Source organism: Afifella sp. IM 167 (assembly GCF_020144925.1).
GTDB lineage: Bacteria > Pseudomonadota > Alphaproteobacteria > Rhizobiales > Afifellaceae > Afifella.
In genome coordinates this window covers 171,640-189,083 of sequence record NZ_NSLC01000008.1, presented here as the reverse complement: position 1 = coordinate 189,083, position 17,444 = coordinate 171,640, and the positions used below count along the sequence as shown (strand labels likewise).

Annotated in this window: 16 protein-coding genes; 6 read left to right on the top strand and 10 right to left on the bottom strand. The window is 67.1% G+C overall.

Going from position 1 to position 17,444, the window contains the following annotated elements; translation table 11 throughout:
* The first annotated feature begins 41 nt into the window (after positions 1-41).
* Complete coding sequence (locus CLD20_RS15775; protein ID WP_224407616.1) at positions 42-350, top strand: DUF1858 domain-containing protein; 309 nt, start codon at positions 42-44, stop codon at positions 348-350.
* Here the strand turns inward: CLD20_RS15775 and CLD20_RS15770 are convergent.
* The 3 genes from CLD20_RS15770 to CLD20_RS15760 all read right to left on the bottom strand — a co-directional run bounded on the left by CLD20_RS15770 (position 298) and on the right by CLD20_RS15760 (position 3,347).
* On the bottom strand, positions 298-999 hold the full coding sequence (locus CLD20_RS15770) for a Crp/Fnr family transcriptional regulator (RefSeq protein ID WP_224407615.1): 702 nt from the start codon (positions 997-999) through the stop codon (positions 298-300). The genes CLD20_RS15775 and CLD20_RS15770 overlap by 53 nt on opposite strands.
* Positions 1,000-1,071: 72 nt before the next feature.
* Positions 1,072-2,412 carry an NnrS family protein gene (locus CLD20_RS15765; RefSeq protein WP_224407614.1) on the bottom strand — a complete coding sequence of 447 codons (1,341 nt, stop codon included), beginning with the start codon at positions 2,410-2,412 and terminating at the stop codon, positions 1,072-1,074.
* Between the two features lie 152 nt (positions 2,413-2,564).
* The gene (locus CLD20_RS15760) at positions 2,565-3,347 is read right to left on the bottom strand and encodes a helix-turn-helix domain-containing protein (protein WP_224407613.1); all 783 of its coding nucleotides are present in this window, start codon (positions 3,345-3,347) and stop codon (positions 2,565-2,567) included.
* Between the two features lie 104 nt (positions 3,348-3,451).
* On the opposite strand from CLD20_RS15760, the gene CLD20_RS15755 reads away from it, so the two are divergent.
* Positions 3,452-4,678: an MFS transporter gene (locus CLD20_RS15755; RefSeq protein WP_224407612.1), complete on the top strand. Its 1,227-nt coding sequence runs from the start codon at positions 3,452-3,454 to the stop codon at positions 4,676-4,678.
* 69 nt (positions 4,679-4,747) lie between these two features.
* On the opposite strand, the gene CLD20_RS15750 is transcribed toward CLD20_RS15755, so the two are convergent.
* Positions 4,748-5,962 (bottom strand): NADP-dependent isocitrate dehydrogenase, encoded by a 1,215-nt coding sequence (locus CLD20_RS15750; protein WP_224407611.1) that lies wholly within the window; start codon positions 5,960-5,962, stop codon positions 4,748-4,750.
* Positions 5,963-6,475: 513 nt separating this feature from the next.
* On the opposite strand from CLD20_RS15750, the gene CLD20_RS15745 reads away from it, so the two are divergent.
* Positions 6,476-7,291, top strand: a complete 816-nt coding sequence (locus CLD20_RS15745; RefSeq protein WP_224407610.1) for an RNA methyltransferase — start codon at positions 6,476-6,478, stop codon at positions 7,289-7,291.
* Positions 7,281-8,072, top strand: a complete 792-nt coding sequence (gene murI, locus CLD20_RS15740) for a glutamate racemase (protein ID WP_224407609.1) — start codon at positions 7,281-7,283, stop codon at positions 8,070-8,072. Before CLD20_RS15745 ends, murI begins: the two co-directional genes overlap by 11 nt.
* Before the next feature lie 91 nt (positions 8,073-8,163).
* On the opposite strand, the gene CLD20_RS15735 is transcribed toward murI, so the two are convergent.
* Positions 8,164-9,522 carry an esterase-like activity of phytase family protein gene (locus tag CLD20_RS15735; RefSeq protein WP_224407608.1) on the bottom strand — a complete coding sequence of 453 codons (1,359 nt, stop codon included), beginning with the start codon at positions 9,520-9,522 and terminating at the stop codon, positions 8,164-8,166.
* 338 nt (positions 9,523-9,860) lie between these two features.
* On the opposite strand from CLD20_RS15735, the gene rpsD reads away from it, so the two are divergent.
* Both rpsD and ttcA read left to right on the top strand, forming a co-directional pair.
* Positions 9,861-10,481: a 30S ribosomal protein S4 gene (gene rpsD / locus CLD20_RS15730; protein ID WP_224407607.1), complete on the top strand. Its 621-nt coding sequence runs from the start codon at positions 9,861-9,863 to the stop codon at positions 10,479-10,481.
* A gap of 108 nt (positions 10,482-10,589) precedes the next feature.
* On the top strand, positions 10,590-11,453 hold the full coding sequence (ttcA, locus tag CLD20_RS15725; protein ID WP_224407606.1) for a tRNA 2-thiocytidine(32) synthetase TtcA: 864 nt from the start codon (positions 10,590-10,592) through the stop codon (positions 11,451-11,453).
* On the opposite strand, the gene CLD20_RS15720 is transcribed toward ttcA, so the two are convergent.
* The 5 genes from CLD20_RS15720 to CLD20_RS15700 form a co-directional block, all read right to left on the bottom strand.
* On the bottom strand, positions 11,432-12,679 hold the full coding sequence (locus CLD20_RS15720; protein ID WP_224407605.1) for a multidrug effflux MFS transporter: 1,248 nt from the start codon (positions 12,677-12,679) through the stop codon (positions 11,432-11,434). The two genes, ttcA and CLD20_RS15720, sit on opposite strands and share 22 nt — an antisense overlap.
* Positions 12,680-12,868: 189 nt before the next feature.
* Positions 12,869-13,198 (bottom strand): Grx4 family monothiol glutaredoxin, encoded by a 330-nt coding sequence (gene grxD, locus CLD20_RS15715; protein ID WP_224407604.1) that lies wholly within the window; start codon positions 13,196-13,198, stop codon positions 12,869-12,871.
* Between the two features lie 48 nt (positions 13,199-13,246).
* A complete protein-coding gene (locus CLD20_RS15710) occupies positions 13,247-13,480 on the bottom strand; it encodes a BolA/IbaG family iron-sulfur metabolism protein (RefSeq protein ID WP_224407603.1) in 234 nt (77 codons plus the stop codon).
* An 89-nt stretch (positions 13,481-13,569) separates the two neighbouring features.
* Positions 13,570-15,801, bottom strand: coding sequence for a phosphoribosylformylglycinamidine synthase subunit PurL (gene purL / locus CLD20_RS15705; RefSeq protein WP_224407602.1), 2,232 nt, complete (start codon positions 15,799-15,801; stop codon positions 13,570-13,572).
* Between the two features lie 154 nt (positions 15,802-15,955).
* Positions 15,956-17,368, bottom strand: a complete 1,413-nt coding sequence (locus tag CLD20_RS15700; RefSeq protein ID WP_224407601.1) for a PLP-dependent aminotransferase family protein — start codon at positions 17,366-17,368, stop codon at positions 15,956-15,958.
* Positions 17,369-17,444: the final 76 nt, after the last annotated feature.

Here is a 17,444-nt window from a genome sequence, read left to right as displayed (position 1 = left end):
CGGCGGGCCTTCTGCCGCCGGCAGGTTGGAGAAGGCGCCCCGTGTCCCAACGTTCTGGAAGTCTCGGTGCCGGCAGTCTCGGGCCCGGCAGTCTCGCGCTGCCCGATCCGGAAACGACCGTCGACGCGCTGATGCGCGCCCATCCGGCGGCGCTCGCCGTGATGATCCGCTGGCGGATGCTGTGCATCGGCTGCCCGATCGGCGGCTTTCACACCATCGCCGAGGCCTGTGCCGCGCACGGCCACGAGGCGGCGGCGGTTCTCGCCGACCTTGCCGAGGCGATCGCGGCATGCCCGCCTACTTCCGCCGGTGCCCGTCGGCTACCAGAAGCAGGCCGTGCGGATCGGTGACCGTCACCTTCTGGCGACCGCTGCGCACCAGCCCCTCGCTTTCCCAGCCGCTCAAGAGGCGGCTCACCGTATGCAGCGTCGTGCCGGTCATCTCGGCGATGTCCTGGCGGCTGATCGGAAAGTCGATCTCGATGCCTTCCTCCACCTTGCGGCCGGACTGGCGCACGAGGCGCAGGAGCGCATGGGCGACGCGCTGCTCGACCTGCTGTGTGGCTAGTTCCATCATGCGCGACTGGGTTTCCAGAAGCCGCTTGCCGACGGTCTTGTGGGCGTTGCCGGCAAAGATGGGGAAGCGGCTGGAAAGATCGGCCCAAAGGCCGGTCGGCCAGACGAGCGCCACACAATCGACGGCGGCAATTGCGCTGGCCGGATAGGTGTTCCGGCCGATGGCGGCGGCGATGCCGAAGAGTTCGCCCGCATCGATGTAGCGGGCGATGACCTGCTGGCCGTCCGGCGTGGTGCGCACGACGCGGACATGCCCGTCGAGAAGAAAGAAGAAGGTCGTCGCCTCGGCCCCTTCCTCGAAGATGGCGGCGTCCCTGGCATAGCGCGCGGACCTTGCGCCGGCGAGGATATGGTCGAGCTCGCGCGGTCCCAGTCCCTCGAAGGCGTCAAGGCCGGCAATCAGCGATCTGTCGAGGCCCGGCACTTCGTCTCCCGCCCGGTTTTGCTTTTCTTTCAGCGATTTCGGGCCGGATCATGGACAAGAGGCGCCGCCGTCTCAAGGGGCGGGCGGGCCCGTCATCGTGCCCTTACCGAGACGCGACGAAAACAGGATCGGGCCATAGCGGAGGGCAAAGAGCGCGAAGGCGCCGGCCCAGAGGAGACCGCCTGCCACGACGAGGGTGAGGTAGAGGGCGGGCAGGAGCGGCGCGGCGAGGCGAAGAAGCGCTCCAGCGCCGACGAGAAGGTAGATCGCGCGCGTCGCGGTGCCGGCAACGATGGCGCGGCCGGTATGGCCGAGGCTCGCCCGCGTCATCACCGCGAGCGTCATCGTGCCGACCGCGCCGGCCGTCAGGGCATGCAACGCCGCCGTTTCGGGTAGCGCGCCCCCGGAAAGGACCGAGACGCCGAGGAGGAGGAGCGAGACGGCGAGCCAGAGATAGCCGGCATGGAGGACGAGGACGATCGGCTCGCGCATGACGCTCGCGCCCCTCCAGCGCGACAGGCGCAGACCGAGAAGGAGGCCCGCGAGTGCGAGCGCGGCGCCGGTTGCCGTCGTGAGCGGGAAGAGGACCCAGGCGAGGAGCGAGAGGCCGGTCGCGGCGAGCGCCAGGCCGTCGAGGCGCGAAAAGGGCGCGGGCAGGGGCGCTCCCTTCCTGGCGAGGAAGTTGCGCGTGAAGCTCGGCGTGACCCGCCCGCCGATGAGGGCGATGAGCGTGGCGGCGACGGCGAGGGCAAGACGGATCGCATAGCCGTCGGGCACCAGGCCGGCGGCCTCGCCGTGATGCAGGAGATTGGCGAGGGCGAAGAGGGAGAGCATCGCCGCGACCGGGGCGTTCTTGATGTTCCTGCCGGCGATGACCTCGCGCCAGACGGCGGCGGCGAGCGCGGCGGGAAAGGCGAGGTCGAGCAGGGCGGCCGCGAGGGGATCGGCGAGGAAGGATGCGGCGAGCCGGCCGGTCAGCCAGAGGAAGACGAGGCCGGCGAGCGGCGCGCCGCTCAGCGGCAGGCGCCCCGTCCAGTTCGGCACGGCCGTCAGGATGAAGCCGGCGACGACGGCGCCGAGATAGCCGAAGAGCATCTCGTGTGCGTGCCAGGCGCTGCCCGCAAAGGGACCGGAGGGCGAGAAGTAGCCGAGGAAGACGGCGAGCCAGGCCGGGATGGCGAGCGCCGCGTAGGTGGCCCCGGCGAAGAAGAAGGGGCGGAAGCCGTAGGAGAGGATGGGCGGAACGCCGAGCCTGCGGCCGCGCCCGTCGCGGTCCGTCCGACCGGCGTTGCGGCTGCGGCGCGGTTCCGACCGGTCCGGCCGCGGTGCGCCCTCCGTCGCGGCGCTGGCAAGCGCCACATCCCCGTGCCCGCCCGTTGCGGTCTTGCCCGTTCCTGTTGCGATATGTGCCATCGGCCCTGCCTCTGCTCTTTCGCGCGAGCCTATCCGGCGGAAGGAGGGCGCCCTTTGCGCTGGCACAAAGAAGGATGTGATGGGCGAAGGAACCGATGGCGACAGAAGCCGCGGCGAACGAAGCGACAGGTGCCACCCCGACCCGCAGGGGCCTAAGTATCGCGCTCGAGATAGTCGCGGGGAGAGACGCCTAGCGCCTTGCGGAACATGGTCGAGAAGGCGGCGGGATTGTCGTAGCCGAGATCGATCGCGACGCTCGTCACCGTTTCGCCGGCGGCAAGGCGGGGCAGGGCCGCCATCAGGCAGGCCTGCTGGCGCCAGGCGACGAAGGTGAGGCCCGTTTCGCGCCGGAAGAGGCGCGTGAAGGTGCGGCGCGACAGGTTGAGCACACCGCTCCAGTCGTCGATGGAGCTGTGCGGCGTCGGGCTGAGCGCGAAGGCCCGGCAGAGCCGGGCGAGCGCGGCATGGGCCGGAAAGGGCAGCGAGAGCGGCAGCGGGGGCAGGCGCTGCACCTCGTGTTCCAGAAGGCGCATGAGGGCGCCGTCGCGTCCCTCCAGCTCGTATTCGTGGGGAAGGGCGATCGCCTCCTCCAGAAGCACGCGCATCAAGGGCGAGATGGCGACGACATGGATGTGGGCGGGCATCCCGGCGAGCGCGTCCGGCGCGAAATAAAGGCTCTGCATCTTCACCGGGCCGAGCATGGTGACCTCGTGCACGATGCCCGGCGGGATCCACATGCCGCGCTCCGGCGGCATCATCCAGGTGCCATCGGCGGTGACGAGCTGAACGACGCCGTTGGAGCCGCAGAGGAGCTGGCCACGGCGATGATTGTGGGCGGCAACCACCCAGCCGTCGGGATAGGCCCTGCCGCGCGCCACGACGGGACGGGGCACGTCGTCCTGGAATGCAAGAAGCGGCGGATGTTTTGCGGCCATGCGGCGTTCCTGGCCCGATCTCGTAAGACGATGACCCTAATGCGGTGGCGGGCCGCCGTCGATCCGGGTTTTGAGATGCCTCCCGAAGCGGGCGAGGACGATACATGACGACGATGGGCATTCAGCGCTCCGGAAACGAGACCACGGCCTTTGCGGTTCTCGGCGCGGCGAGCCTCTGCCACCTCCTGAACGATACCCTGCAGTCGCTGGCGATCGCCTCCTACCCGATCTTCAAGTCCGGCTTCGGCCTCAGCTTCTCGCAGATCGGCCTGATGACGCTCACCTATCAGGTGACTGCCTCGCTCCTGCAGCCGATGGTCGGCCTCTACACCGACAAGCGTCCGCAGCCCTTCTCGCTGCCCTTCGGCATGACGGCCTCGCTTCTCGGCCTGATGGCGCTCGCCTATGCCTCCAGCTACGGCCAGCTGTTGATCGGCAGCGCGCTGCTGGGCATCGGTTCGTCGATCTTCCACCCGGAATCCTCGCGCCTGGCGCGTCTCGCCTCCGGAGGCGCGCATGGCCTGGCGCAGTCGATCTTCCAGGTCGGCGGCAATGTCGGCTCGTCGCTCGGCCCGCTTCTCGTCGCCTTCTTCGTGCTGCCGCGCGGGCAGGCGAGCCTTGCCTGGTTCGGTCTCCTGGCGCTTTGCGGCATCGCCGTGCTGACGGGGCTCGGCAGCTGGTACAAGCGCCACGGACGCCTGCGGACCGGCGGCTCGCGGACGAGGGACGCGGCGAGCGCGCTCAGCCCGCGCCAGGTGCGGCTGGCGCTTTTCGTCCTCTTCGGCCTGATTCTCTCCAAGTTCTTCTACATGGCGAGCTTCACCAGCTACTACGTCTTCTATCTGATGGACCGCTTCGCCCTGCCGCAGGCGAGCGCCCAGCTTTATCTCTTCATCTTCCTCGGGGCGGTGGCGGCGGGAACGCTGATCGGTGGGCCGGTCGGCGACCGGATCGGGCGCAAGGCGGTGATCTGGGGCTCGATCGCGGGCGTGCTGCCCTTCACCCTCGTGCTCCCCTATGTCGGGCTCACGGCGACGGTCGCGCTCAGCGTGGTGATCGGCGTCATTCTTTCCTCGGCCTTTTCGGCGATCGTCGTCTATGCGCAGGAACTGATGCCCGGCCGGGTCGGCATGGTGTCGGGCATGTTCTTCGGCCTTGCCTTCGGCCTCGGCGGCATCGGGGCGGCCCTGGTCGGCGCGCTCGCCGACTTCACCAGCATCGAATTCGTCTATCGCGTCTGCGCCTTCCTGCCGGCGCTCGGCTTCCTGGCCGCCTTCCTGCCCGATGCGGAGGGGCGGCGGATCGTTTCCCGCAGCACCCTCAAGGGCTGAGCCGCAAGCCTCACGAAAAAGGGCGGCCCGCGGGCCGCCCTTTGCAGATCTTCGAAAAAGCCGCGGGCCTCAGCCCATCGCCTTCTGCAGGTTGGCGTCGATCTTGTCGAGGAAGCCCGTGGTGGAGAGCCAGGGCTGATCCGGGCCGACGAGCAGGGCGAGGTCCTTCGTCATGGCGCCCGATTCGATCGTGTTGACCACGGTCTTTTCCAGCATCTCGGCGAAGTGCTTCAGTTCCTTGTTGTCGTCCAGCTTGGCGCGGTGGGCGAGGCCTCGGCTCCAGGCGAAGATGGAGGCCGTTGAGTTGGTGGAGGTCTCGCGGCCCTGCTGGTGCAGGCGGAAATGGCGGGTCACGGTGCCGTGGGCGGCCTCCGCCTCGACCGTGTTGCCGTCCGGCGTCATCAGCACGGAGGTCATCAGGCCAAGCGAGCCGAAGCCTTGGGCGACGGTGTCGGACTGCACGTCGCCGTCGTAGTTCTTCGCCGCCCAGATGAAGCCGCCCGACCATTTCATCGCCGCGGCGACCATGTCGTCGATCAGGCGGTGCTCGTAGGTGATCTGGCGGGCCTCGAACTCTTTCTGGAACTCGGCCTCGTAGATCTCCTGGAAGAGATCCTTGAAGCGTCCGTCATAGGCCTTGAGGATGGTGTTCTTGGTGGAGAGGTAGACCGAATAGCCGCGCATCAGGCCGTAGTTGAAGGAAGCGCGGGCGAAATCGCGGATCGAGCCGTCGAGGTTGTACATGCCCATGGCGACGCCGCCGCCCGGAAAATCGAAGACCTCGTATTCCTTGACCTCGGAGCCGTCCTTGGCTTCCCAGCGCATGGTCAGCTTGCCGGCGCCCGGCACGACGAAATCCGTCGCCTTGTACTGGTCGCCGAAAGCGTGGCGGCCGATGACGATCGGCTTGGTCCAGCCCGGCACGAGGCGCGGGACGTTGGAGCAGATGATCGGCTCGCGGAAGACGACGCCGCCGAGAATGTTGCGGATGGTGCCGTTCGGCGAGCGCCACATCTTCTTGAGGCCGAACTCCTCCACACGCGCCTCGTCGGGCGTGATGGTGGCGCATTTGACGCCGACACCGTGCTCCTTGATGGCCTCGGCCGCATCGACGGTCACCTGATCGTCGGTGGCGTCGCGGTTCTCGATCGAGAGGTCGTAGTAGCGAAGATCGATGTCGAGATAGGGGTGGATCAGCTTGTCTTTGATGTAATGCCAGATGATGCGGGTCATCTCGTCGCCGTCGAGCTCGACGACGGGGTTTGCCACCTTGATCTTCGCCATGGACTATCCTGTCTTTCTCGTCATTTCGGCTTGCGGCGAGGACGCGAGGCGCCGATCCGCAACTTGGGTCTCGGGCCGTATAGCAAACGCCCCCTGCCGCGCAAACACGGCAGAGGGCGTCAAGTAGCAGCTATGCGGCATGTTGCCCGAAGCGGACGGCCGCCGGGCCGCGGGCACCGTAAGGTCAGATGATGCCGGCGAGCTTCAAAATGACGACGACGACGACCACCAGGCCGACGAGATAGATGATATTGCGCATGGGGTGCGTTCCGATTCCGGGGTGTTCTTCGCCTGCCGCCACCGGGCGGCAAGCGGCGTGACTCAGGCGAGGCCGAGAAGCGACAGGACTGCCACGACGACGACGATGAGGCCGATGATATAGATGATGTTCCGCATGATTCCCTCGTATTGTTCGCGCCGGGCGGCGCTTCGCGGTGTCAATCCGCGCTCGGCGACAAAGTTCCGCGGTTCTGCGCGGTTTCGTGCCACTTTCCTCGGTCAGGGGAGGGCCTCGTGAGCGCCAGCGGGACGCCCGGCGAGGCGAGGGCGGGGGCGCCGGAGACGGCCGAGAATGGTCCCGCGATCGTTCTCGTGGAGCCGCAGCTCGGCGAAAATATCGGAATGGTTGCAAGGGCTATGGCAAATTTCGGCCTTGCCGATCTTCGCCTCGTCACGCCGCGGGACGGATGGCCGAACGAGAAGGCGCGCGCGGCCGCCTCGAGCGCCGATCACGTCATCGAGGCAGTGCGTGTTTTTTCCGATCTCGCTTCGGCCGTCGGCGACCTCAATTTCGTTCTGGCGACGACGGCGCGCTCTCGCGAAATTCCCAAAGCCGTCTTCGGGCCGCGCGAGGCGGTCAGGGAAATCCGCAACCGGCAGGGCGAGGGACAGGCAGCCGGCATCCTCTTCGGGCGCGAGCGCTGGGGGCTCACCAACGAGGAGATCGGCTATGCCGACGCCATCGTCACTTTCCCGGTCAATCCGCGTTTCGCCTCCCTCAACATCGCGCAGTCGGCTCTCCTGATGAGCTATGAATGGCTGCAGGCGGGGCTGGCGGAGGGCGAGCTGCCGACCCGGTTCGCCATTCCGGTGAACGATACGACGCCGGCGCCGAAGGCCGAACTCGTCGGGCTGATGGAGCATCTGGAGAGCGCCCTGGAGCCGACCGGGTATTTCAGGACGCCGGAAAAGAAGCCGGTCCTCATCCGCAACCTGCGCGCCATCCTGCAGCGGCCGGGCTTCACGACAATGGAAATCCGCGCGCTGCGCGGTGTCCTTTCCGCCTTCCAGGGGCGCAAGGCGCGGCCGGACGAGGGCGATGACGGCTGACGCGGGGCCGGTCCTCGTCTTCGATTCCGGCATCGGCGGGCTCTCCGTCGTGCGCGCCATCCGCGCCGAGCTGCCTTCCGCCTCGCTCCTCTACGTCGCCGACGATGCCGCCTTTCCCTATGGCGACTGGGAGGAGGGGGCCCTGAAGGCGCATATCGTGGAATTGATGGGCCGCCTCATTGCCGATGTGCGGCCGGCCGCGGTGGTGATCGCCTGCAACACGGCCTCCACGCTGGTGCTGCCGGCGCTGCGCGAGCGCTTCGATATCCCCTTCGTCGCCACGGTGCCGGCGATCAAGCCGGCGGCGGCGGAGACCGAGACGGGCGTCATCGCCGTCCTCGCCACACCGGGCACGATGCGGCGGGACTATACGCGCGAGCTGATCCGGCGCTTTGCCAGCCTCGTCCATGTGCGCCTCGTCGGCGCGCCGGACCTTGCCCGCCTCGCCGAACGGCATCTGCGCGGCGAGGCGATCGACCGGGCGCTGATCGCCGAACAGATCGCGCCGTGCTTTGCCGAGATCGAGGGAAGGCGCACGGACATCGTCGTGCTCGCCTGCACGCATTATCCGTTCCTTCAGGAGGTTTTCGCCGAGCTCGCGCCCTGGCCGGTCAGCTTCATCGATCCGGCGCCAGCGATCGCGCGGCGGCTCGCTTCCGTGCTGGAGGGCCGGGCGGCGACGAGCGGCGGGGGTAGGGCCTTTCTCACCTCGGGCGGTGAACCGGGCGATGCGCTGGAAAGGCTGTTTTCCGGGCACGGCCTCAGCTTCGGCGAGGGCTAGCGGCAGAGCCTCATGCCGGGTCGCGTCCGGCAACGACGACCGTGAGGCAGAGGAGAGGCGCGGCGCCGCCTATGCGCCGCGCCCCACCGGACTATTCGGCCTTCAGGAAATCGCCGACCTCCAGGAGGACGAATTCGTTGTCGTCCGCCTTGTCGAGCGCCCGGCCGGCCGAGAAGGGCAGGTTGTTGTCGTTGCCGACGACGATGTGCGTGTCGTCGACGACATCGACATTCTCGATGGTGACGAAGGGCATGTCGTAGAAGCCCTCGCCGCCGCCCTGGACCTTTTTGCCTTCGGTGTCGGCGATCTTCAGGAGGTCGATGTAGCCGATCTTGCGCACCGGCCCGCCTTCATTCTCGTCGGTCAGCTCGATCTTGTAGATGCGCTTCACCTTCGAGGGGGAAGGAAAGCAGTCGGCCTTGGGCTCGTCCGGATTCGCGCAGGCCGAAGCGGCCGTGCCCTCGCCGTTGTCGCGCTCGATGACGAGGCCGGTCGTGGCGTCGATCATGTTGTAGTCGCCGATGGCGGCGCCGCCTTCGGCCAGCGGATAGAGCCAGGAGCGCCCCGTCCATTCGCCCTTCTTCGCATCGAACTCGAGGATGCGCAGCGCATCGTGGCCGTCCACCTGCTCAGGCTTGCCGTCCGTGAAGACGGGGCCTTCCAGAAGCGCGTAAAGCTTCGACTTGTCGGGCGAACTCGCCATGCCCTCGTAACCGCCGGAGCGCTTGAGGTTGAAGGCGGGCATCTCGCCGGTCGGAAGGCGCGGCAGCTGCAGGGAGGGATTGTCCGGCGACATCACATCCATGTCGCCGATCTTCGTCGCGACCAGCTTCTCAAGCTCGCCTTCCTTGTTGAACTTCAGCAGATAGGGGCCGAATTCCTCGCCGATCCAGAAGCCGTCCTCGACCGGCTGGATCGATTCCACGTCGAAATCCGCGCCCGTCAGGTAGCGGCTCTCGGTGCCCTCGTTGACGATCGGGAAATGCGCGACCCTGTTCGGGTCGGAGAGGAAGACGGTCTCCATCCGGTCCACCTTGTTGGCGTCCCAGTCGAAGGAAAGATGATGGATCATCAGGGCGGCGTCGGCGGAGTTCATCTTGGCGCCGAAGCCGTTGTCGGAAAGCGACCAGAAGGTGCCGTCTTCCATCTTCCTGATGCCGGAAAAGCCCTGCACCGGCTGGCCGTCGAAGGGCATGGAAAGGCCGGTCTCGCGGATGCCGTCCTTGCCCGGAACGGAACCGGGCTCCTCGGCGCGGGCATTGCCGGGGCCGGTGAACTTCGCCGAGACGGCGAGCGAGGCCGGCGCATCCTTCGGCGGGGCGATGAAGGTCGCGGCCGGCAGGACGGCATGGCTTACGAGCTTTGCCGGAAACACCTTTTCCTCGGCGCTGGCGGAATGGGTGAGAAGCGCTGCCGCGGCGGTCGCGGCAAGAAGCATCTTGCGGTTCATGGGGGCCTCTTTCCTGTGGTCGCCCAAAGCGGGCCGGGAGAGATGAGCCGCGTTCCTTTTCACCCGCTTGACGGGAGGATGACGGGGCAATGAATGCCGCGCCTCGATTTCAGGCATTTGAGATCTCAGGGATTTGACAGGGGGGGCGAAAACCCATAGATCAGCGGCGGCCCCGGCGCACGCGTTGCGCGGGACCCGCACCCGTGGGGTTTTTCCAACCATTTCATCGATGGGACGGAATTTCGGCGAGCGCTTCGCCGAACCCCTGTCAGTCGCTCCAGGCGGAGCGGCAGAGGAGGGCGCGTTTCGACACACGAAACGGTAAGGACAACCGCGTCATGAGCAAGCGCCAGAATTCGAAGTACAAACTCGATCGCCGCATGGGCGAGAATGTGTGGGGCCGCCCGAAGAGCCCTGTCAACAAGCGCGAATACGGCCCGGGCCAGCATGGACAGCGCCGCAAGCAGAAGCTTTCCGACTTCGGCGTGCAGCTGCGGGCCAAGCAGAAGCTGAAGGGCTATTACGGCGAGATCCGCGAAAAGCAGTTCCGCAAGATCTATGACGAGGCCGCGCGCCTGAAGGGCGACACCTCGGAGAACCTGATCGGCCTTCTGGAGCGGCGCCTCGACGCCATCGTCTATCGCGCGAAGTTCGTGCCGACGGTCTTCGCCGCCCGCCAGTTCGTCAATCACGGCCATGTCCGCGTCAACGGCCAGAAGGTCAACATTCCCAGCTACCGCTGCAAGCCGGGCGACGTCGTGGAAGTGCGCAACCGCTCCAAGCAGCTCGCCGTGGTGCTGGAAGCGACCGATCTCGCCGAGCGCGACGTGCCGGACTATGTCGACGCCGACCACAACAAGCTGACGGCGACGCTGACCCGGATCCCGGCCTTTTCGGAGGTTCCCTATCCGGTGCAGATGGAGCCGAACCTGGTGGTCGAGTTCTACTCGCGCCAGTAGGCGGATCTTACCGCAAAACGGATTTCAGGGCCGCCTTCGGGCGGCCCTTTTCGTTTGTGGGCGAAGCCCGGCCTTGAGGCGAGGGCGGCTCTCGGGCATTGCTTGGCCATGGAAGACCTTGCAGCCGCACCGACCGACGAAGAGAGCCCCACGGCGGAGGCTCCGGCCGAGAGCGGCGTCCACCCCCTCTTTGCCGGCGCGCCCTCCAGCGTGTCCTTCAAGAAGCTGCGGAAGCGGCTCTTAAGGGAAGTGCGCGAGACGCTTTCCGCCTACGACATGGTGGAGCCGGGCGCGCGCTGGCTCGTCTGCCTGTCGGGCGGCAAGGATTCCTACGGGCTGCTCGCCGTCCTTCTCGACCTGCAGTGGCGCGGGCTTTTGCCGGTCGATCTCCTTGCCTGCAATCTCGACCAGGCGCAGCCCGGCTTTCCGCAGGAGATCCTGCCGGCATTCTTCGCGCGCCATTCGATCCCGCACCGGATCGAGCGCCGCGACACCTATCGTCTGGTGATGGAGAAGACGGCGCCGGGCGATACGCTCTGCGCGCTCTGCTCACGGCTGAGGCGCGGCCATCTCTACCGGATCGCGCGGGAGGAGGGGTGCTCTGCCATCGTCCTCGGCCATCATCGCGAGGATGCGCTGGAGACCTTCGTCATGAACATGCTCTTCGGCGGGCGGCTGTCGTCCATGCCGCCGAAGCTCAGGAACGACGCGGGCGACCTCGATGTCCTGCGCCCGCTGATCCGCTCGGCCGAGGCCGACCTTGAGAAGCTCGCGCAGGCGCTCGCCTTCCCGATCATCCCCTGCAATCTCTGCGGCTCGCAGGACGGGCTGGAACGGGCGCGCGTCAAGGCGCTGATCTCAGACTGGGAGCGCGAGCGGCCCGGCACCAAGGCGAACATGCTCAGGGCGCTCTCCACCGTGCGCCCCTCGCATCTTCATGATCCCGAACTCTACGATTTCGGCCGCGTGTGACGCTGGCGGAAGAGAACGCCCCCTTCGGCCACGAGGACGGTGGAGATCGCCAGCACCGACAGGATCGTGAGGCCGCAGGCGAAGGGCAGGATGGTGCCGTTATAGAGATAGCCGACGATGCCGCCGAAGAAGCCGCCGCCGAAAGTCTGCATGAAGCCCAGCACCGAGGAGGCCGTGCCCGCGACATGGCCGAGCGGCTCCATGGCGAGGGCGTTGAAGTTCGTGCCGACGAAGCCGAAGCAGCAGAAGGTCGCGGAGACGAGCGCGAAGAAAGCCCAGAAAGGCAGAGGCCCGTCCGATAGGAGCGAGGCGAGCGACATGAGGGCGCTCAGCGTGCAAAAGGCGATCAGGGCGCTGTGGGAGAGACGGCGCATGCCGAAACGGCCGACCAGGCGCGAATTGGTGAAGGCCGCACCCCCGATGAGAACGGCGCTGCCGGAAAAGGCGATCGGGAACCAGGCGCCGAGCCCGAAGATCTCCTCGTAGATCTGCTGCGAGGAGTTCAGGAAGGAAAAGAGGCCGCCGAAGATCAGCGCCGTGGCAAAGGCGTAGCCGAAGGCCTGACGGTTCGTCAGGACGATGCGGAAGGCCTCGATCACCTTGCGGGCGTTGAGCGGGCGGCGATTTTCATCCGCCAGCGTTTCCGGCAGGCGCAGGCCGGCCCAGATGAAAACGATGGTGGCGAAGATCGCGGTCGCCAGAAAGATCCAGTGCCAGCTCGCGACGAAGAGAATGCCCTGGCCGAGCGTCGGCGCGATGATGGGCACGGCCATGAACACCATCATGACGAGCGACATGATGGAGGCCATCTGGCGCCCGCCGAAGGCGTCGCGCACCACGGAGATGGCGACGACGCGGGTTGCCGCCGCACCCATTCCCTGGATCATCCGGAAGGCCAGAAGCCACTGGAAATCCTGGGCAAGGGCGGCCGCCGTGCCGCCGACGGCATAGATGACGAGGCCGACGAGAAGGATGGGCTTTCGGCCGAAGCGATCGGAAAGCGGGCCGAAGGCGAGCTGCGCGATGCCGAAGCCGATGACGAAGGCGGTGACGACGAACTGGCGGCTGTTCTGATCGACGATGTCCAGGCCGGTGGCAATGTCGTCGAGCGCCGGCAGGATGATGTCGATCGCCAGCGCGTTGAGCGCCATCATGGAGGCGGCCAGCGTGACGAATTCGACATAGGGCAGGGAGCCCTTGCGTGCGGCAGGTTCAGACGACGACATGGAAAACCCCTCCCGCGAACAGGCTCGCCCGTTCGGGATCGGTGGACTGGAAAGAAACCGGAGAAGGGGTCTTAGAGCGCGGCGGGGCCGGCATCAAGCCAGAGCGCGCAAGGCGATCTGCCCGGCAAGCGCGGCGGCGCCCTGCGCCGGCAGCCCGCGAGCTGCCGGCCATGAATCATTCGCGATGCGTCAGGCCGCTTTGGCGACGCCCTTTTCCTCAAGCAGCGTCTGCAGCTCGCCGGCCTGGAACATCTCGCGGACGATGTCGGCGCCGCCGACGAACTCTCCCTTGACGTAGAGCTGCGGGATGGTCGGCCAGTTGGCGTAGTCCTTGATGCCCTGGCGCAGTTCGTCGGAATCCAGGACGTTGATGCCCTGATAGGCAACGCCCAGGTAATCGAGGATCTGCACGGTCTGGCCGGAAAAGCCGCACTGGGGAAAGGTGGGGGTGCCCTTCATGAAGAGCACCACGTCGCTGCCCTTCACCTGGCCGTCTATCCACTCGTTGATGGCTGACATTTCGCTCGTCCTCCGCTCACATGCGGGCGTGCCGCATGGCGTTCGAATTCATTCCGGGATGGACGTCTGAAGGGCAAGGGCATGCAGCTTGCCGCCCATGTCTCCCTTCAGGGCCTCATAGACCATTTGATGCTGCTGCACGCGGGATTTCCCGCGAAAGCTCTCCGAGACGACCTCGGCGGCAAAATGGTCCCCGTCGCCGGCAAGATCGCGGATGCTGATCCTGGCATCGGGAAAGGCCTCGCGTATCAGCCGCTCGATCTCGCCCGCCTGCATCGCCATCCATCAGCTCCCTTGCCGCATCGCGCGAATGTGGGCAATCGCCCCGGAAAGGTCAATCGGCCCTCTGGGATAAGCCGAGGCATTTCAGCCTATTCGGCGCCCATATAGTCGGGAAACCAGGCTTCGTGCGCCTGCTTCAGGGCCTCCAGCGAGACGGAGCCGCATTTGTCGAAATCAAGGCTGGTGCCGGCCACCGTGCCGAGCGGGGCGGCGGGAATTCCCGCGGCCTTGGCTTCCAGCAGGATCGTCTCGGCGTCCTCCACCGTGGCCGTCACCACGTAGCGCGCCTGATCCTCGCCGAAGAGCGCGGCATCGGCGCGGCCCGGCGGCGGCGCGATGTCGGCACCGAGGCCGCCCGCCATCGCCATCTCCGCGAGCGCTATGGCTAGGCCGCCGTCGGAAAGGTCGTGGCAGGCGCTCACGCGGCCTTCGGCGATGAGGTCGCGCACGAAGCTGCCGTGGCGCTTCTCGCGCTGCAGGTCGACCGGCGGCGGCGCGCCTTCCTCGCGGGAAAACATTTCGCGCAGATAGACCGACTGGCCGAGATGGGCGCCCCATTGCTTCGGGTCGCCGCCGATGAGGAGGATCGCCTCGCCTTCGGCCTTGAAGGCGATGGTGGCGGCCTTCTTCCAGTCGGCCATCAGGCCGATGCCGGCGATCGCCGGGGTCGGCAGGATCGCCTGGCCGGAGGTCTCGTTGTAGAGCGAGACATTGCCGGAGACGATCGGGAAGGCGAGGGCGCGGCAGGCTTCGCCGATGCCTTCGAGCGCCTTGACGAAGGTGCCCATGATCTCCGGCTTTTCCGGATTGCCGAAATTGAGGTTGTCGGTGACGGCGAGCGGGGTCGCGCCGACGGCGGTGATGTTGCGCCAGCACTCGGCGACCGCCTGCTTGCCGCCCTCGAAGGGATCGGCCTCCACGTAGCGGGGCGTCACGTCGGAGGAGAGGGCGAGCGCCTTGTCGCCGGCGGGGTTGAAGGCGCGGTCGATGCGGATGAGGGCGGCATCGCCGCCGGGGCGCACGACGGTGTTGCCCTGCACGAGGTGATCGTACTGCTCCCAGACCCAGCGCCTGGAGCATAGGTCCGGCGAGCCGATGAGCTTCACCAGAGCCTCGGCAAGGTCGATCTGCTGCGGCACGCTTTCCATGTCGAGCGGGGCGGGGGGCTCTGGCGCCACCCAGGGCCGGTCGTATTCCGGCGCCTCGTCGCCCAGATCCTTGATCGGCAGGTTCGCCACTTCATCGCCATGGCGCGAGACGCGGAAGCGAAGGTCGTCGGTGGTGACGCCCACCTCGGCGAAATCGAGGCCCCATTTGCGGAAGACCGCCTCGGCGGCCTCGCGCCGGTCGGGGCGGAGCACCATCAGCATGCGCTCCTGGCTTTCCGACAGCATCATCTCGTAAGCCGTCATGGCGCGCTCGCGCACCGGCACAAGGTCGAGATCGAGGGCGATGCCGAGATCGCCCCTGGCGCCCATCTCCACCGCCGAGCAGGTGAGGCCGGCCGCGCCCATATCCTGGATCGCGACGACGGCGCCGGTCGCCATCAGTTCCAGGCAGGCTTCCAGCAGGCGCTTTTCGGTGAAGGGGTCGCCGACCTGGACGGTCGGGCGCTTGGACTGCGTCTCTTCGCCGAATTCCGCGGAAGCCATGGTGGCGCCGCCGACGCCGTCGCGGCCCGTCTTGGCGCCGAGATAGACGACAGGCAGGCCGACGCCCTCGGCCTTGGAATAGAAGATCGCGTCGGCGCGCGCGATGCCGAGCGCGAAGGCGTTGACGAGGCAGTTGCCGTTGTAGCGCGGATGAAAATTCACCTCGCCGCCGACGGTCGGCACGCCGAAGGAATTGCCGTAGCCGCCGACGCCGGCGACGACGCCGGAGACGACGTGGCGGGTCTTTTCATGCTCGGGCGCGCCGAAGCGCAGCGCGTTCATCGCCGCCACCGGGCGCGCGCCCATCGTGAAGACGTCGCGCAGGATGCCGCCGACGCCCGTCGCCGCGCCCTGGTAGGGCTCGATGTAGGAGGGGTGGTTGTGGCTCTCCATCTTGAAGACGGCGACGAGGCCATCGCCGATATCGACGACGCCGGCATTCTCGCCCGGGCCGCAGACGACCTGCGGACCCGTGGTCGGCAGCGTCTTCAGCCACTTCTTCGAGCTCTTGTAGGAACAGTGCTCGTTCCACATGGCCGAGAAGATGCCGAGCTCCGTGAGGCTCGGCTCGCGGCCGATCAGCTTCAGGATGCGCTCGTATTCGTCCGGCTTCAGACCGTGCGCGGCGACAAGCTCGGGGGTGATCGGAAGCTCGTTCGGTCGTTCCATGGAAATGCCCGGGATATGCCTTCAGGTCCGGCGCGACGCGCCGCAGCCCGCGTCATAGCGAAAGAAGGGCTCCGGACATACCGCCTCGCGGCAGAAATCCCCCGCCCGCAGCCATTGCAGGCACCCAATGCATGCGGCGGGCCGGCGAAGCGCCTCAATTGTAGCTGTCGTAGGCCGCCGGGCCCTGGTCGAGAAGCTGGCGAAGGGTGCGAAAACCTGCCCCGACGAGCTCCCGGCTGGGCTCGGTGGTGATGCCGAGGCGCACGCCGTGGAAGGCGATGTCGGAACGGGCCGGCTTGAACTCGTCCTCCTCGTCGATGGCGATGTTCTCGGCCGCGGCCGCGGCCTTGAAGGTGCCGGAGAGCCAGGGTTCCGGCAGGTTCAGCCAGAGGAAGGGCACGGCGTCGTGAAGCTGCACGTCGCAGCCCTCGAAGGTCTTTCGGGCAAGGGAGACGCGGGCGGCGACATCGGCGCGCGTGCGCTGCATCAGCTCGAAGGCCGCGCCGGAATTGACGAGGCGGGCGACCGTCTCCGCCGTCAGGAACGGCTTGCCCCCCGTCAGCATCTTGTGGGCCGTATTGATGCGGCTGGCGTAGCCCGGCGGGCAGGCGACCCAGCCGCCGCGCAGCCCCGCCGAAACGGCCTTCGACAGGCCGCCGACATGGAAGACGAGTTCGGGGACCATCGATGCGATCGTGGGAAGATCGTCCTCGACCATCACCCCGTAAATCGAATCCTCGATGATGAAGAGCTGATGGCGGCGCGCGACCTCGGCAATGTCGTGACGGCGCTGGCGGCCCATCATCGCCAGCGTCGGGTTCTGCGGCGCCGGCATGATGAAGAGAAGTTTCGGGTGCTGCTGGGCGCAGACGCGCTCCAGATCCTCCGGCAGCGGCCCTTCGCTGTCGGCCGCGACGGCGGTCGGGCGGCGGCCGAAAAGGGCCGTGCTGCGGGCGACCGAGGCATAGGTGAGGGGCTCGAAGAGGATGCGGTCGCCCGTGGCTGTGACGGCGGCGATCACCGACATGATGGCGGCGTGGACGCCGAGCGTGGGGACGACGTCATGGGGCTCCGGCTCCCAGCCGTTGCGCGCGAGCCATCTTTGTCCGGCTTCCAGCCAGTGCGTCGGCAGGGAGCGGATATAGGTCGCGACCTCTTGCGGATGCTCGCGGCAGATCTCCACGGTCAGCCGCTCCACGATCGGCCCGATGCCGATTTCCGGCGCGGCGGTCGTGTCGAAGCGCAGGACGCCTTCCCGCGGTTCCGGGGCGTGGCCGGAGGAGACCCGCAGATGCGGCGGACTTGCCTGCGCGTCCGCCTGGCGCTCGGCAAGGATGTAGGTGCCGCGGCCCACCTCGCCGGAGACGAGGCCACGCTCGCGCGCCAGCGCATAGGCGCGGCTTACCGTGCCGATGGTGACGCCGATGTCGAAGGCGAGGTTGCGCTGGGGCGGAAGACGCGTGCCGGCGGATAGCCGGCCGGCGTCAATGTCATGCTCGATCCGGTCGGCGAGCCGCACATAGAGCGGACCGGAGCCGGAGGAGAGATCGGGGATCCAACTTGTCATGGTGACAATTATCTATATTGCACCTTTTGACGGAGTCAATATTTGTGTTTCTCGATCAATTGAGGGTCAATTGAGG

Coding starts and splice junctions, on each gene's coding strand:
- CLD20_RS15765 (WP_224407614.1), bottom strand. CDS start 2,412: ATGGCACATATCGCAACAGGAACGGGCAAGACCGCAACGGGCGGGCAC.
- CLD20_RS15760 (WP_224407613.1), bottom strand. CDS start 3,347: ATGGCCGCAAAACATCCGCCGCTTCTTGCATTCCAGGACGACGTGCCC.
- CLD20_RS15755 (WP_224407612.1), top strand. CDS start 3,452: ATGACGACGATGGGCATTCAGCGCTCCGGAAACGAGACCACGGCCTTT.
- CLD20_RS15750 (WP_224407611.1), bottom strand. CDS start 5,962: ATGGCGAAGATCAAGGTGGCAAACCCCGTCGTCGAGCTCGACGGCGAC.
- murI (WP_224407609.1), top strand. CDS start 7,281: ATGACGGCTGACGCGGGGCCGGTCCTCGTCTTCGATTCCGGCATCGGC.
- CLD20_RS15735 (WP_224407608.1), bottom strand. CDS start 9,522: ATGAACCGCAAGATGCTTCTTGCCGCGACCGCCGCGGCAGCGCTTCTC.
- rpsD (WP_224407607.1), top strand. CDS start 9,861: ATGAGCAAGCGCCAGAATTCGAAGTACAAACTCGATCGCCGCATGGGC.
- ttcA (WP_224407606.1), top strand. CDS start 10,590: ATGGAAGACCTTGCAGCCGCACCGACCGACGAAGAGAGCCCCACGGCG.
- CLD20_RS15720 (WP_224407605.1), bottom strand. CDS start 12,679: ATGTCGTCGTCTGAACCTGCCGCACGCAAGGGCTCCCTGCCCTATGTC.
- grxD (WP_224407604.1), bottom strand. CDS start 13,198: ATGTCAGCCATCAACGAGTGGATAGACGGCCAGGTGAAGGGCAGCGAC.
- CLD20_RS15710 (WP_224407603.1), bottom strand. CDS start 13,480: ATGGCGATGCAGGCGGGCGAGATCGAGCGGCTGATACGCGAGGCCTTT.
- purL (WP_224407602.1), bottom strand. CDS start 15,801: ATGGAACGACCGAACGAGCTTCCGATCACCCCCGAGCTTGTCGCCGCG.
- CLD20_RS15700 (WP_224407601.1), bottom strand. CDS start 17,368: ATGACAAGTTGGATCCCCGATCTCTCCTCCGGCTCCGGTCCGCTCTAT.